The 14,499-nt window shown below is 57.8% G+C and carries 13 protein-coding genes; 7 read left to right on the plus strand and 6 right to left on the minus strand.

Features of this window, described 5'->3' with window-relative positions:
* Positions 1-151 precede the first annotated feature (151 nt).
* From ehuB to ehuA, 4 genes are read left to right on the plus strand one after another with little or no spacing between them, the layout of a single operon-like run.
* Positions 152-1,012 carry an ectoine/hydroxyectoine ABC transporter substrate-binding protein EhuB gene (gene ehuB / locus VRY85_RS13475; RefSeq protein WP_414599122.1) on the plus strand — a complete coding sequence of 287 codons (861 nt, stop codon included), beginning with the start codon at positions 152-154 and terminating at the stop codon, positions 1,010-1,012.
* A 12-nt stretch (positions 1,013-1,024) separates the two neighbouring features.
* Entirely contained in the window at positions 1,025-1,696 is a 672-nt protein-coding gene (ehuC, locus tag VRY85_RS13480; RefSeq protein WP_414599123.1) for an ectoine/hydroxyectoine ABC transporter permease subunit EhuC, read from the plus strand.
* A gap of 1 nt (position 1,697) precedes the next feature.
* The gene (gene ehuD / locus VRY85_RS13485) at positions 1,698-2,390 is read left to right on the plus strand and encodes an ectoine/hydroxyectoine ABC transporter permease subunit EhuD (protein WP_414599124.1); all 693 of its coding nucleotides are present in this window, start codon (positions 1,698-1,700) and stop codon (positions 2,388-2,390) included.
* Positions 2,387-3,166 (plus strand): ectoine/hydroxyectoine ABC transporter ATP-binding protein EhuA, encoded by a 780-nt coding sequence (gene ehuA, locus VRY85_RS13490; protein WP_414599125.1) that lies wholly within the window; start codon positions 2,387-2,389, stop codon positions 3,164-3,166. Before ehuD ends, ehuA begins: the two co-directional genes overlap by 4 nt.
* Before the next feature lie 58 nt (positions 3,167-3,224).
* Here the strand turns inward: ehuA and VRY85_RS13495 are convergent, their stop codons facing one another.
* The 4 genes from VRY85_RS13495 to VRY85_RS13510 form a co-directional block, all read right to left on the minus strand.
* The gene (locus VRY85_RS13495; protein ID WP_414599167.1) at positions 3,225-4,466 is read right to left on the minus strand and encodes an aminotransferase class III-fold pyridoxal phosphate-dependent enzyme; all 1,242 of its coding nucleotides are present in this window, start codon (positions 4,464-4,466) and stop codon (positions 3,225-3,227) included.
* Between the two features lie 52 nt (positions 4,467-4,518).
* Positions 4,519-5,049: a MarR family winged helix-turn-helix transcriptional regulator gene (locus VRY85_RS13500; protein ID WP_414599126.1), complete on the minus strand. Its 531-nt coding sequence runs from the start codon at positions 5,047-5,049 to the stop codon at positions 4,519-4,521.
* A 210-nt stretch (positions 5,050-5,259) separates the two neighbouring features.
* Positions 5,260-6,714 (minus strand): metalloprotease TldD, encoded by a 1,455-nt coding sequence (gene tldD / locus VRY85_RS13505; protein WP_414599168.1) that lies wholly within the window; start codon positions 6,712-6,714, stop codon positions 5,260-5,262.
* Between the two features lie 176 nt (positions 6,715-6,890).
* On the minus strand, positions 6,891-7,520 hold the full coding sequence (locus VRY85_RS13510) for a DUF4136 domain-containing protein (RefSeq protein ID WP_414599127.1): 630 nt from the start codon (positions 7,518-7,520) through the stop codon (positions 6,891-6,893).
* 86 nt (positions 7,521-7,606) lie between these two features.
* Between VRY85_RS13510 and pepN the strand changes: the two genes are divergently transcribed.
* Both pepN and VRY85_RS13520 read left to right on the plus strand, forming a co-directional pair.
* A complete protein-coding gene (pepN, locus tag VRY85_RS13515) occupies positions 7,607-10,324 on the plus strand; it encodes an aminopeptidase N (RefSeq protein WP_414599128.1) in 2,718 nt (905 codons plus the stop codon).
* Positions 10,325-10,327: 3 nt separating this feature from the next.
* Complete coding sequence (locus VRY85_RS13520) at positions 10,328-11,353, plus strand: class 1 fructose-bisphosphatase (RefSeq protein ID WP_414599129.1); 1,026 nt, start codon at positions 10,328-10,330, stop codon at positions 11,351-11,353.
* Between the two features lie 126 nt (positions 11,354-11,479).
* Here VRY85_RS13520 and VRY85_RS13525 read toward each other — a convergent pair whose 3' ends face one another.
* Complete coding sequence (locus VRY85_RS13525; RefSeq protein ID WP_414599130.1) at positions 11,480-12,478, minus strand: quinone oxidoreductase family protein; 999 nt, start codon at positions 12,476-12,478, stop codon at positions 11,480-11,482.
* 140 nt (positions 12,479-12,618) lie between these two features.
* Here VRY85_RS13525 and VRY85_RS13530 point away from each other — a divergent pair, with 140 nt between their 5' ends.
* On the plus strand, positions 12,619-13,491 hold the full coding sequence (locus VRY85_RS13530; protein ID WP_414599131.1) for a DMT family transporter: 873 nt from the start codon (positions 12,619-12,621) through the stop codon (positions 13,489-13,491).
* A gap of 27 nt (positions 13,492-13,518) precedes the next feature.
* Here VRY85_RS13530 and VRY85_RS13535 read toward each other — a convergent pair whose 3' ends face one another.
* Positions 13,519-14,451: a 2-hydroxyacid dehydrogenase gene (locus VRY85_RS13535; protein ID WP_414599132.1), complete on the minus strand. Its 933-nt coding sequence runs from the start codon at positions 14,449-14,451 to the stop codon at positions 13,519-13,521.
* Positions 14,452-14,499 lie beyond the last annotated feature (48 nt).

A 14,499-nucleotide genomic window follows, 5' to 3' on the forward strand; every position in this document is an offset into this window, starting at 1 on the left:
TTCTCCGCGAAGTACTTAAAACAACAAAACTGCGGAATCCCAAAACATCTAACTATTAAACCCGCACGCGTACATACACGAAAAATTAGTTTGAGGTGAAATAATTATTCAGTGTATGATTTTCCCGAACTGACAAAAACAGGAGTCAAACATGCTTCCAAAACGTAACCGCCTGACAGCGGCTCTTGCCTTCGGTGTGGCCCTGTGCGCCCCGTTGGCCGCGTCGCAAGCCGCATCACTGGAGGAGATCAAACAACGTGGGCAGATCCGCATCGCTGTGGCCAACGAGATCCCCTACGGCTATGTGGACATGAGCGGCGAAGCCAAGGGCGCCGGCCCTGATGTGGCCCGCCAGATCATGAAACAGTTGGGCATCGACAAAATCGAATGGATCACCACCAGCTTCAGCTCCTTGATTCCCGGCCTGCGCGCCGATCACTTCGACATGGTTGCCGCTGAAATGGCCGTGCTGCCCGAGCGCTGCAAGCAAGTACTTTTTTCGGAACCGAATACTTCGTATGGCGAAGGACTATTGGTAGCTGAAGGCAACCCGCACGATCTTCACGCCTACCAGGATTTTGCCGAATCGGAACACAAAATCGCCATCATGGCGGGGGCAGACCAGCTCGAAATGCTGCAAGCCCTGGGCGTTCCCGATAACCGCATGGTCACCATTTCCAATAACGCCGACGCCATCTCCACGGTGTCAACCGGTCGCGCTGCCGCCTATGCCGCCACCAGTCTGACTGTGAGCGAACTGGCCAAGCAAAGCCCGCGTGTCGAGTCGGCGGCGGACTTTACCGACCCTGTCATCAATGGCGAACCCGTACGTAGCTGGGGCGCTTTCACCTTCAGTATGGATTCACAGGATCTGCGCGACGCAGTCAGCGAAGAGCTTGCCAAGTTCAAGCAGACTGACGAATGGAAACAGATCCTGACTACGTATGGCTTCAGCGACACGGACGCGACTGAGTCCACCAGCCGTAACACTGAAACGCTCTGCGCCGGCTGATCACACCTTCTCATGAACTGGACGTCCTATTTGCCGCCCTTGCTGGAAGGGGCCTGGGTCACAGCCCAGCTCACGTTTTATTCCACGCTATTGGGCGGCTTCTTTGCCTTTGCTTTTGGGCTGGGCAGAATCTCCGACAACTGGCTGCTGAAAGGGTTTTCGGTCGCCATGATCGAAGTCTTTCGCGGCACATCGTTGCTAGTGCAGTTGTTCTGGCTGTATTTCGCCCTGCCTCTGGTTGGGCAAATGCTGGGGTTGGATTGGCGCCTGCCGCCCCTGGTGGCGGGCACTCTGGCACTAAGCCTGAATATTGGTGCCTACGGCGCTGAAGTGGTGCGCGGCGCCATTCAGGCAGTACCGCACAACCAGCACGAAGCCGCTAAGGCACTGGACTTTACACCCCGGCAAACGCTGTGGCGCATTGCTCTGCCGCAATCCATCCCGGAAATGCTGCCTTCTTTTGGCAACTTGGCCGTGCAAAACTTAAAGGATACGGCTTTGGTATCGCTGATCAGCCTGGGGGACATGACCTTCCGTGCCGAACAAATACGCAACTTCACCCAAGACAGTACGACGGTCTACACGATGTTGCTACTCATGTACTTTGGCATGGCCTTGGTGCTCACTGCCTTGATGACGCTGCTGGAACGCTCGGTTGGGCGCTGGCGCGCGGGGAGATCCTGACATGCTGTTTGGCATTGCCTGGGATACATCCAGCCATTGGGCATTCGCAGTTTCAATCTTCCCCATTCTGCTGCAAGGCCTGGTTGTCACGCTGAAAGCCACGGTCGTGGGCTTTTTCATTGCCATGGTGCTGGGCTTGGTCTTGGCCGGGCTGAAGGCTTCACCGTTAAAGCTGATTTCATGGCCTGCACGGCTGTTGACCGAATTTATTCGTGACACGCCTTTACTTGTGCAGTTGTTCTTTCTGTATTACGTGCTGCCGGAATACGGCATTGTGCTGCCTGCCTTTATGACAGGTGCGCTGGCGTTAGGCCTGCAATACAGCGCGTACTTGTCGGAAGTTTATCGGGCGGGAATCGAGTCCGTGCCACTGGGCCAGCATGAAGCGGCCCGAGCCCTGGATCTTTCCCCCTTGCGCACCTTCACGGTCATTATCGTCCCACAGGCGATTCCCCGCATTATTCCGGCCATGGGCAACTATTTGGTGTCCATCATGAAAGATGTGCCCTTGCTGTCGGTCGTGGCCGTGCTGGAAATGCTCAATGTGGCGAAAATCATTGGTGATCGTACCTTTAACTACCTGATACCGCTTTCCATGGTGGGCCTCATCTACCTGGTTCTCACCCTGGTGGCCGCGGCAGCAATCCGCTACCTGGATAAGCGTCTGCCCAAACAAGGAATTCCTCTGAAATGAACGACGACGCCATCATTCACTTCGACAAGGTGGTCAAGCGTTTCGGCCCCGTCACGGTGCTGGACGAACTGGATTTTGAAGTTCACAAAGGCGAGAAAGTCACGATTATCGGCCCTTCGGGTTCGGGAAAATCCACCGTGCTGCGCATTTTGATGACACTGGAAACCATTGACGAAGGGGTCATCCATGTCGCCGGACGCCCTTTGTGGCATGAGCAGCATAATGGCGAGCTGGTACCCGCTAGCGAAGCCCACTTGCGGAATATGCGCAAGGAAATGGGCATGGTCTTTCAGCAGTTCAACCTGTTTCCTCACATGACGGTGCGCCGCAATATCACGGAAGCCCCCATCCATGTGCTGGGCCTCAGTAAACAAGAGGCCCGTGAACGCGCCGAGGAATATCTGGAGCTCGTGGGCCTGAGCGATCATGCCGATAAATACCCCAGCCAGCTATCCGGCGGCCAGCAACAGCGTGTAGCGATTGCCCGCGCGCTGGCCATGCGGCCCAACATCATGTTGTTTGATGAACCCACCTCGGCGCTAGACCCTGAACTCGTCGGCGAAGTTTTGAGCGTGATCCAACGGCTGGCCGAAGAGCACGACCTCACCATGTTGCTGGTGACGCACGAGATGCAATTTGCCAAACGGGTATCTGACCGGGTGTGTTTCTTTGACAAAGGCCGTATTGTGGAGCAAGGCCCGCCGGAGCAGGTGCTCGAAGAACCGGCCGAAGAGCGCACCCGCGACTTCCTGAAAAACTTCCTGGATACCGCCTGACCCCGCCCTTAAGGACTTACCCCCTGCGCGGGAGTGCTGGGGTAAGCGAATGCCTGGCTTAAGAACGGTTTTCCAGTACGCGAGTTACAGCGCGATCGAGAATTTCCAGCCCCTGCACCAAGAGGTCTTCTTCAATGGTGAGCGCGGGCTGGATTTTTAGCACTTCATCGTGAGCACCGGTGGTGAGTGTGACCAGGCCATTAGCCAGTGCGGCGCTAGCCATGTCGGTCGCCATGCCCCGTGGCCCAGGCGTGACTAACCCTTGAATCAGGCCCCGACCACGCACGCCCAAGCCCAGGTGGCTATAACCTTGCACCAGGTTTTCCAGCCAGTCGCGCACCAAGCGTTCCTTACGACGCACATGCACGGCGAAGCTATCGTCGGCCCAATAGGCTTCTAGCACGTGTTCGGCTGTGAGCAAGGCCAGCCCGGCACGCCGATGCGCGGCCAGCGCTTGATACCGCGCAGCGGGCAAGTCGGGGCGACTCAGCAGCACCGATACAGGCAAGCCGAAACCTGACAAAGAGCGCGACATTGCAATCATGTCGGCCTGCACACCGGAAGCCTCAAAACTGAAAAAACGCCCGGTGCGACCACAGCCGACTATGGTTTCATCCATGATAAGCAACATGCCATGGCGCCGACAAAGCGCTTCAAGGTCACGCAACCAGCGCCAACTGAGGACATTGATTCCCCCTTCACCCAGCACTGTTTCAACGACTACGGCAGCCGGCTTTTCTTCAGGTTTGCGACAGCTCTCAAGCTGGCGTTCCAAGTATGCCATCGTATCGACATCGGGGCCGAAACTGCCATCGTAGGGCATGAAGACAGTGTCGCCCACGCCAGTGTTGGCTGCCCACACAACCGCCGTGGAAGAGCTGGCGCGAAACGCATCGCACCGGGTAAACGAAACCACGCTTTTTCGCCCGGTGGCTTGTTTGGCGATTCGTAGTGCGGCCTCTACCGAGGCCGCAGCTGTCGTGCCGGTGTAGTGAACCTCGTATTCCCAACCACGAGGCTTGAGAAGGTAACCATCCATGGCTTCACAGAAGCGCTTCATGGCTCGCGACGGGCAGGTTGCCGAACTGTCGTCCTGCAACCTGCGACGCAACATCTGCATGAGCAGTGGGTTATCGTGCCCGTAATTGAGCGCCCCGGCGGCGCTGCTGAAGTCGATGTATTGACGCCCACAAGCGTCGGCCAAGATGGAACCATAGCCGCGCGTGAACAGGCTGGCATCCGCAGAATGCGCGAAATCCCTTACATGAGACTGCACGCGCTCCAGTATGCTCGGCTCAATCACGGTTCGTTTCCTTTTTCAGGCATAACCTATGGTTGGACGGCGCGGCCCATCAAACTGCGATGCCCGACTCCGGTTGGGTGCCGCCTCCCAGAGGGACGTCGAGCATGGGAGAAGGGGCTTCGGGTGCAGCCGGCTCGGCAGTATGGCTGGATTCCATGAGCGCCACAATACGTTCCAGTGACAGGGTGATGGTGGCCTGCTCGAGTTCCGGCAGTTCGTTCAGCGCTTCGGCCAGTTTTTGCTGCATGGGTGACGGGGTATCGCGCACTAAATTGCGGCCGGACTCGGTGGCAGAAACCATGACGATGCGGCGGTCTTCGCGACTGCGTTCACGCAACACCCAGCCTTTGTCTTCAAGGCGGTCGAGAATACCCACGACTGTACTTGGGCTGACGTGGATTTCGCGGCTGATTGCGGTAGTGGTTAGCGGCCCGTTTTCCGCGACGGCACGCAAACATACCAGCTGCGGCGCTGTGATGTTGCTGTAGGCCGCAAGCTGGCGGGAATGAAGTGCAATAGCGCGCGTAATGCGTCGCAGCGCCCGCAAGATACGCAGATCGTACTGGGGCGAGGAATCCATGGAAACCATTTCTACCCGAAAAGTTAAGAGTGTGTAAGTTAATGGTAGTAGTCGCCTGAGCGCAGTGTCAACCACACTCGGGCGTCACTAGCCACAATGCAGAATGCACGCAACGGTGCATCGTGAATATGCCTGGTTTTACCCTGCCCTAAGGGCAAGGCTTGCGCATCAGCGCATGCTCAACGACACGACTTGAGCTCGATTGACAGTTTACGCCGTGCCGCCGACGGTCAGGCCATCCATGCGTAACGTGGGCATACCTACACCCACCGGTACGCTCTGGCCTTCTTTACCGCACGTACCCACGCCCGAATCCAGGCGCATATCGTTGCCTATCATGCCGACACGGTTCATTGCGTCAAGACCATTGCCAATCAGGGTAGCACCCTTCACTGGCGCAGTAACCTTACCATTTTCAATCAGATAGGCTTCAGACGCCGAGAAAACGAATTTGCCACTCGTAATATCGACCTGACCACCGCCGAAATTCACGGCATACAAGCCCTTCTTGACTGATGCGATAATTTCTTCCGGCGGTGTCTGGCCAGACAACATGTAGGTGTTCGTCATACGTGGCATCGGAAGATGCGCATACGATTCGCGCCGCCCGTTGCCGGTTACGCCCTGCTTCATCAGCCGCGCATTCATGGTGTCTTGCATATAGCCACGCAGAATGCCGTCTTCAATCAACACGTTCGATTGCGTGGCCGTGCCTTCATCGTCGATATTCAGCGAGCCCCGGCGGCCAGCCAGTGTGCCGTCGTCGACAACCGTTACGCCGGGCGAAGCCACACGTTCGCCTATGCGGCCTGAAAACACGCTGGACCCCTTGCGGTTGAAGTCGCCTTCCAGGCCGTGGCCCACTGCTTCGTGCAACAGAATGCCCGGCCAGCCGGCGCCCAGGACGACCGTCATTTCACCAGCGGGAGCAGGCTGAGCCTGTAAATTGGTGAGGGCTTCGTGCACCGCACGTTCTGCATAACCGCGCAGCACGTCGTCGGTGAAGTAATCCAACCCGCTACGCCCCCCGCCGCCACCGTGCCCCATTTCGCGCCGCCCAGATTGCTCGGCAATAACGGTAAGCGACAAACGTACCAGCGGGCGGACATCCGCCGCCAGCCGCCCATCACTGCCGGCCACCAGCACCACATCGTATTCCGCCCCCAGACCGGCCATGACCTGAATTACGCGCGGGTCGATTGCGCGAGCCATGGCTTCAAGCCTTTCAAGCATTTTGACTTTATCTGCCGAACCCAGCGACGCGACTGGGTCGATTGCTGGATACAGCGCATGAGTAGGCAGGCCGGGAGGCGCCTGTATTTTGCGCTTGCCTGCCCCTCGCTTACCTATGCTGCGAACTGCTCTAGCTGAGGACAGCAAAGCATCAGAAGACAGGGAATCAGAATAGGCAAAAGCGGTTTTCTCACCGCTAATAGCCCGCACGCCCACACCTTGTTCAATGGAAAAGCTGCCTGTTTTAACAATGCCCTCTTCCAAGCTCCAGCCTTCGCTCCGCGTGTACTGAAAATAGAGGTCGGCATAATCGACGCGGCGCGTGAGGATCTCGCCCAGTGCAGCCGATATATCGGATTGCGTCAGCCCCCATGGGTCGAGCAAGACCGAACGAGCGGTTTCCAGCGCGTCGGAAGGTTCCAGCGTAGCGATGGAATTCCCATTCGGGCTCGTAGCAAAAGCGGGGCTTACAGATTTCATCTTTGGATAGTTTGACTTGGTGTGGGGTTGTTTCATTGCAGCGCGCCATTATAGATGCGGCTGAACTCTGTTTTTTCAAGCATGAAAGATTGCGGTGGAGAATGCGCTGCTTAACATTCGACCAACGTTCAACGCGGCAATTCGTAGCGAATTTCCCTGACTTGACCGTTATTGCCAGGAAAGCCGTCAAATACGGCCTGCATCAAATAGGGCATGACGGCATCCAGGCTGTCGCTTTGGCTGTTATGTACGGCAGTTGCCCGATAGACCTCTTGCCCGTTAGCCAGCTTGTCGAATAACGTGACGGTCAGGGTGTTGCGATAGATCTCCACCGGCACAGTGACTGACCGAGGGCTATAAAACACACCACCGCCCCAGCCACCCCAACCGTAGTACCCCCCGAAGCCGGGCCAACCATAAAACGGGTAAGGGTCATCGTAAGTACGCACCCAACCTTGCTTAACTGGGTTACCGTATTCAAGGCGCACCTCAAAACGGGGTTCAGCACCCGGCGCCACCTCACGCAAACCGGTCGGGCCTATTGCCGCGCGCAACATATCCGAGAACGCTGCAAATTGCAGGTTGCCCGATTGCTGCGGCGAGCCGACGATCTGGTAATACTCACCTTCAACCCCCACCGGCCATTGTTGATACGTCGTCACCCTCGCAGACAACGAAGATGCACAGCCGCCCAGAAACAGCAGAGCCGCTAGCAGCCCTACGCTCCAAATACGACGCAAGTGGTTGTTGACTGTCATGTTGCTCTCCCGCACCCACAAGTACGCCCTGCGGATGCCATATTTGAAATACTACAATAACGGTTCCACGATATAGCCACTGCCCTATGCGAACAGATATCTCCCCTACTATTTCCCGTCACGACTATCAGCCCTACCCTTACCGGCTGCCAAAGGTCGAGCTTTGCTTTGAACTCGATGCCTCCCTGACTCGCGTGATCTCCACCATGGAGTTTGAGAGTGTGGGGCGGGCGTTGGTTCCCCTGGTTCTTGACGGGCAAGATCTGGGCCTGGAATCCGTATCCATCAATGGCCGGCTCCTGGCGGAAAGCGAATACCAGCTACAGGGTGAAACCCTGACCCTGCACCCCAGAAACGAGCACTTCACTGTAGAAATAGTCAGCACCTGCCGACCTCAGGATAATTCTACCCTGATGGGTTTGTACGTATCGGGCCAACATTTGTTCACACAGTGCGAGGCAGAAGGCTTTCGACGCATTACCTGGTTTCCCGACCGCCCTGACGTCATGTCGGTCTACCGGGTTGTGTTGCGAGGCAGTCAATCTCAATACCCTTTGCTGTTATCCAATGGCAACTTGGTATCCGAGCGACCGCTGGAGAATGGCCGCCACGAAGCTGTCTGGGAAGACCCACATCCAAAACCCAGCTACCTATTTGCCGTAGTGGCGGGTGATTTTGCCTGCCGGGAACAACGTACGACTACGCGCAGCGGCCGCGAAGTGCTATTGCAGGTATACAGCGACCACGGTACAGAAGATAAAACCGAATGGGCTATGGATTGTCTGCTGCGTTCGCTGCGCTGGGATGAACAGCGTTACGGCCTGGAGCTCGACCTTGACCGCTTCATGATTGTGGCAGCCCGAGATTTCAATATGGGCGCCATGGAAAACAAGGGTCTGAACGTTTTCAACTCTTCTTATGTACTGGCTGATCCGGCTACTGCCACCGACGCAGCGTATCGGGCTATTGAAGCCGTTATTGGCCACGAGTATTTCCACAACTGGACCGGTAACCGCGTCACCTGCCGCGATTGGTTCCAGCTCTCCTTGAAAGAAGGGCTGACCGTCTTCCGCGACCAGGAATTCTCGGCGGACATGCTGGCTGACGGTTTGGACAGCAGCGCATCGGTCAGTGCCAAAGCAGTTAAACGTATAGACGATGTCTCTACATTGAGGCTGGCACAGTTTCCCGAGGATAGCGGCCCTATGGCCCACCCTATCCGACCAGAAAGTTATCAGGAAATTTCCAACTTCTATACCGCCACCATTTACGAAAAAGGTGCGGAAGTCATTCGCATGCAGCAAACCCTGCTAGGCCGCGACGGCTTCCGTGAAGGGCTGGAAGAATACTTCCGCCGCCACGACGGGCAAGCCGTGACCTGCGACGATTTCCTCGCCGCCATGGAATCGGTCTATACCCGACGCAACCCTGGCCGCGACCTGCAAACCTTCAAGAACTGGTATAGCCAGGCGGGCACGCCACGTGTGTCAGTCAATCTGATGCACAACCCGGCTGCCGGCACTTGCACCATCAAGCTGCGACAATCCTGCCCGCCCGCCGGTATCGAGCTGTTGCAAAACCCGCCGGCCACAAAGCCGCCCCTGCACATTCCCGTTGCAATCGGGCTGCTGGCCCCCGATGGCACGCCTATCCTTCCAGAAGGCGCCACCCCGATGGCCGGCGCCGCACCAGGCACGCTGTTGCTGGAGCTCACCGAGGAAAGCCAATCCTGGACCTTCCACGGCGTGACGCAGCGTCCGGTGCTATCGCTATTGCGCGATTTTTCCGCTCCCGTGGAAATCGACTACTTGCGCTGTGATGATGAACTGGCGTTACTGGCCAGGCGAGATCCAGACTCCTTCGCTCGCTGGGAAGCCGGCCAGGAGCTGGCCCGCCGTCTGCTGCGCAAGCGTGTGGACGCCATTTTGGAAGGTGCGCCCGCCCCCGACAGCAGCCTGCTGCGCAACACGTGGACGGCGCTGCTCCAAGACGCTGACCTTTCCCCCGCTTATCTGGCCCGGGTACTGGCCTTGCCCCCGCAGCGTGAACTTTTAGAACGCTCGTCGCCCATGACGCCGGAAGCAGTAGTGCAAGCCCACCGCGAACTCAAGGCCGAACTGGGTCAACACCTGGCAGCTCAATGGCGCACACTCTACGACAGCAATGCCGACGACGGCGGACCCTATTCGCCCGCTCCCGAGCCATCGGGGCGACGTGCTTTGCGGGCCCTGGCCCTGGGCTATTTGCTAGCCGGATCGCAGCCTGGCGCTAACCAGTTAGCTCTCCAGCAGTACAGAACCGCCAATAATATGACTGACAGCATGGCGGCACTCACCGCATTGGCCAACTGGGGAGATGTCGAAACCCGCAATGCGGCGATGCGGCATTTTTATGACAACTGGCAGGACGACCCTCTGGTCATCGACCGCTGGTTCGCCGTACAGGCGGCTTCGCCGTTCACCACGGTGGAAGAAGTTCAGGCGCTGATGCTGCACCCAGCTTTTTCGCTGCGCAACCCGAACCGTGCCCGCTCCGTCGTTTTCCAATTCTGCATTAACAACCTTGGCCATGCCCATAGCCCGGAAGGCTACGAGTTCTGGGCTGATCAAGTGCTAGCGCTTGATGCTCTGAACCCTGAAATTGCGGCCCGCCTGGCTCGCACCCTGGACCACTGGGCCCGGCTCGAACCGGCCCTGCGCGAAGCGGCACGCGGCGCTCTGGAACGCGTCCGTCAGCACCCCACCCTCTCGCGCAACACGGCAGAAATCGTTAACAAATCCTTGAATCTCCATGCGGAGCACTAAACCATGAAGCACACATCTCTGACCCAGTACCTGGTCGAACAGCAGCGTACCGGAACGGCCGTATCGGCAGACCTGCGCCTGCTGATCGAAACCGTGGCCCGCGCCTGCAAGGCCATCGGACACGCCGTAGGGCAAGGCGCACTGGGCGGCGTACTCGGCAGCCTGGAATCAGAAAACGTCCAGGGTGAAGTCCAGAAGAAACTGGATGTGATTTCCAATGAAATCCTGCTGGATGCCAACGAGTGGGGGGGCCACCTGGCCGCCATGGCTTCTGAAGAGATGGAGACCATCCACCGCATTCCAAACCGCTATCCCAAGGGTGAGTATCTGCTGCTGTTCGACCCTCTGGATGGCTCTTCCAATATTGACGTCAATGTCTCGATCGGCACGATTTTTTCCGTGTTGCAGGCGCCGGCCGACGCTTCGGGGCGCGATATCGAAGAAAGCGACTTTCTACAGCCGGGCAGCCGCCAGGTCGCTGCAGGGTATGCGGTATATGGCCCGCAGACCATGCTGGTGCTCACCCTGGGCAATGGGGTCGTGGGCTTTACGCTTGACCGCCAAACCGGTGCCTGGTGCCTGACGCACGAGAACATCCGGATTCCCGAGCAGACCAAAGAATTCGCCATCAATATGTCGAATATGCGCCACTGGGAAATGCCGGTGCGCCGTTATGTGCATGAATGCCTGGCCGGCAAGGAAGGCCCTTTGGAAAAAGACTACAACATGCGCTGGATCGCCTCCATGGTGGCCGATGTACACCGCATCATGAGTCGTGGCGGCATTTTCATGTATCCGCGCGACGCACGCCCCAGCGGCAAAGCGGGCAAGCTGCGCCTGATGTACGAGGCCAATCCTATGAGCATGCTTGTTGAGCAGGCAGGCGGCTTAGCCATTGATGGCGAACAGCGCATTCTGGATATACAGCCTGCCGCTTTGCACCAGCGGGTCGGCGTCATTCTCGGCTCGCGCGAGGAAGTCGAGCGCGTTCAGCACTACCACCAGCAGCAACCCGCGCAAGCTGAGTAGCCGTCAATCAAGCGGGGAGAAGCCGCCTCGCTCGCCAAATTTGTTCCAGAAAAATGGGCCGGCTCAATACGAGTCGGCCCATTTTTGGGTTGCAAGCCACGCGACCGGCGGCCTGCTCATAATGCTTTAGTCAATCGTAAGAATTGTGGCGCCTATTGTTTTTCGGGCCGCCAGCGCTTCCTGTGCTTTGGCGGCCTCTGCCAGCGGAAAACGCTGACCAATCGTGACCTTGATGCTGCCATCCGCCACTAGAGCGAAGAGTTCATCGGCGGCCGCCTGCATATCCTGCTGCGTCGGGACGTAGTCTCCCAGCTTGGGGCGGGTCACGTACAGCGAGCCTTTATTGTTCAACAAGGCAAGATCCACCCCTTCCACCGGGCCTGAGGCATTCCCAAAGCTGACCATCAACCCGCGCGGGCGCAGGCAATTCAGAGAAGTCATCCAGGTATCTTTGCCCACACCGTCGTACACGACAGGCAGCTTTTCGCCGTTGGTCAGCTCTTTGACGCGTTCTGCAACGTCTTCCCGGCTGTAGTCGATGACTTCCCAAGCGCCATGCTCTTTCGCCAGCGCACATTTCTCGGGTGTGGAGGCCGTGCCGATCAGTTTGACGCCCAGCGCTCGCGCCCACTGGCAAGCCAACAGCCCCACACCGCCGGCCGCAGCATGAAACAAGGCGGTTTCGCCTTCCTGCAGACGGTAGCACTGGCGCAGCAAATACTGGGTGGTCAGGCCCTTGAGCATGATGGCTGCCGCATCTTCATACGTAATGGAATCGGGGATTTTCACCACTCGGTCAGCCGGCACGTTGCGCAAGTCAGCATAAGCGCCCAACGGGCTTTGGCCGTATGCAGCCCGGTCGCCCACCTTGAGATGGGTAACCCCCTCGCCTACCGCCACGACATCGCCGGCCGCCTCAAAACCCAGCCCATGAGGCAGAGGGTGAGGGTACAGACCGGTACGGAAATAAATATCGATGAAGTTCAGACCCACCGCCTTCTGGCGAAGAGTCACCTCTCCCTTTGCTGGGGCGGGTACATCGACCGTTACGAGCTTCAGTACTTCGGGCCCGCCATGGGTATCGACGTGTATTGCTTTGGCCTGGTTCGTCAAGGCTGTCTCCATAGAGTAATGGGTGAATCACTGGAAGATAAAACGCAGTGGATACTTTACCGTGCTTGCTTCGGGTAAAGTAGCTAAGCTTGATAGTTTAATCCGTCCTCTAACCGCTCCTTTTTTTTCCGCCTTCTCGCCTTCGCCTCTTCATGACTCGCCAGCGCGCTCTTCTATCCATCCACATCGCCGCCGTGCTATTTGGCCTGACTGGCATCTTCGGTGAACTGATAAAAGCGAGTGCGGCATTCATCACCGCCGGGCGGGCCGGGTTTGCGGTATTGGCTCTACTTGCGTTTATGCGCTGGCAGGGTGCGTCGGCGCGCTCGGGAATCGACCGGCGCAGCGCCGCCATATTGATCACAGCAGGTGTAATGCTGGCGATTCACTGGGTGACTTTTTTCATCGCGGTAAAGGTCAGCGGCGTGGCGATTGCCACCCTGGGCTTTGCATCGTTTCCCGCCTTTATTACGCTGTGTGAATGGCTGATTCTGCGCGAGCGCATCAGCCGCGCCGAATGGGTCATTCTGCTACTGGTTACCACCGGCCTGGTGCTTGTGACGCCTTCCTTCGATTTCGGTGACCAAGCCACCATTGGCCTGATGTGGGCCATCGCATCAGGTCTGTCGTTCGCGCTGTTTACTTTAATCAACCGGCGCGCTGCCTCCCACCTGTCGGCCTACCAAGTCGCTTGCTGGGAAAACCTTGTCGTCATGCTGATCACCCTGCCCTTTGGCCTGAGCAGCGTGGGTTCAGTCAGCCCGCTGGACTGGTTCTGGCTGGCCCTGCTGGGCGTGTTTTGCACAGCACTGTCACACTACCTTCTGGTGTCCAGCCTGATGGTGCTTAAGGCGCGCAGCGCCGGCATTGTGATCGCGCTGGAGCCCGTTTACGCCATTTTCTTTGCCGCTGTACTCTTCGCGCAGTACCCCAGCCTGCGTGCTCTGCTGGGCGGCGCCATCATGATTGCAGCCATTGTATGGTCGGGGCTGCGCCAGACACGGCCCAGCCCCTCCTCCGCCTGACACGCCAGGCTTGTGCTGTGGCCGCGTTCAATAACCGATATCGCGGCGCACCAGACCGCCCGGCATCTGGCCTTGCGCCAGGCTGCGAATACCCCGACTGATCTGTACAGCCGCTTGATCGTCCAGCGTGACAGCCGCCACATGTGGCGTGACCCTGACCTTGGGATGCGACCAATACGGGTGCTCAGCCGGCAAAGGTTCTTGGTTGAAAACATCCAACACCGCCAGTTGAATGCGGCCAGAATTCAGGGCTTTTAATAAGTCGTCATCCACCACGTGCCCCCCACGCGCGATATTGATAATGACCGAATCAGGCATCAGGCTGGCCAGCAGTTCGTGGTTGATAATTCCGCGCGTGTCGTCTGTAAGCGGCAACAGGTTAATCAGCACACGGCTACGGCTTAAGAATTTCTCAAATTGCGCAGCACCATGGAAGATTTCCACCCCATCGACCTGGCGGTGACTGCGTGCCCAGCCAGCCACCGGGTACCCCAGCTTGGCAAGTTCCTGAGCTACATGGCTGCCCAGCTTGCCCAACCCCATCACTCCCACCGGCCAGTTCGCATAATTGGGCGGTGACAGCTGCTCCCAATGGGACTGACGCTGTTGTTGGGCATAGGTGGAGAACCCCCTCGACAGGCTGGCAAGGTGATGCACCACGTACTCTGTCATTTGCGCCGCCATGCCGGCATCTTGCAACCGGAACAGTGGGATATCGGGCAAATTAGGCAAAGCTATCAACGCATCCACGCCCGCGCCCAGATTAAACAGGGCTTCCAGGTTTTTCTCCTGGTCGAAGAAGTCTTTAGGAGGTGCCCAGACAATGGCATAACGCGCGCCGGTGGCTGGCTCGCCGGGCTCCCACCCCACGATCTCAAACTCGGGCAGTGCCGCCTGCATGACGGACAGCCAATGCCGGGTTGCCTCGGGTTTAGACGTTGCCACAACAATTCTGGACACTTTCTTTCTCCTTTGACGCTCAAAATTAATTGCTCCCGCCCTACTAAC

Origin of the sequence: Achromobacter sp. F4_2707, assembly GCF_047501535.1 — a bacterium.
GTDB lineage: Bacteria > Pseudomonadota > Gammaproteobacteria > Burkholderiales > Burkholderiaceae_B > Yanghanlia.

Coding starts and splice junctions, on each gene's coding strand:
- VRY85_RS13525 (WP_414599130.1), bottom strand. CDS start 12,478: ATGGAGACAGCCTTGACGAACCAGGCCAAAGCAATACACGTCGATACC.
- ehuC (WP_414599123.1), top strand. CDS start 1,025: ATGAACTGGACGTCCTATTTGCCGCCCTTGCTGGAAGGGGCCTGGGTC.
- VRY85_RS13500 (WP_414599126.1), bottom strand. CDS start 5,049: ATGGATTCCTCGCCCCAGTACGATCTGCGTATCTTGCGGGCGCTGCGA.
- VRY85_RS13530 (WP_414599131.1), top strand. CDS start 12,619: ATGACTCGCCAGCGCGCTCTTCTATCCATCCACATCGCCGCCGTGCTA.
- ehuA (WP_414599125.1), top strand. CDS start 2,387: ATGAACGACGACGCCATCATTCACTTCGACAAGGTGGTCAAGCGTTTC.
- pepN (WP_414599128.1), top strand. CDS start 7,607: ATGCGAACAGATATCTCCCCTACTATTTCCCGTCACGACTATCAGCCC.
- ehuB (WP_414599122.1), top strand. CDS start 152: ATGCTTCCAAAACGTAACCGCCTGACAGCGGCTCTTGCCTTCGGTGTG.
- VRY85_RS13510 (WP_414599127.1), bottom strand. CDS start 7,520: ATGACAGTCAACAACCACTTGCGTCGTATTTGGAGCGTAGGGCTGCTA.
- ehuD (WP_414599124.1), top strand. CDS start 1,698: ATGCTGTTTGGCATTGCCTGGGATACATCCAGCCATTGGGCATTCGCA.
- VRY85_RS13520 (WP_414599129.1), top strand. CDS start 10,328: ATGAAGCACACATCTCTGACCCAGTACCTGGTCGAACAGCAGCGTACC.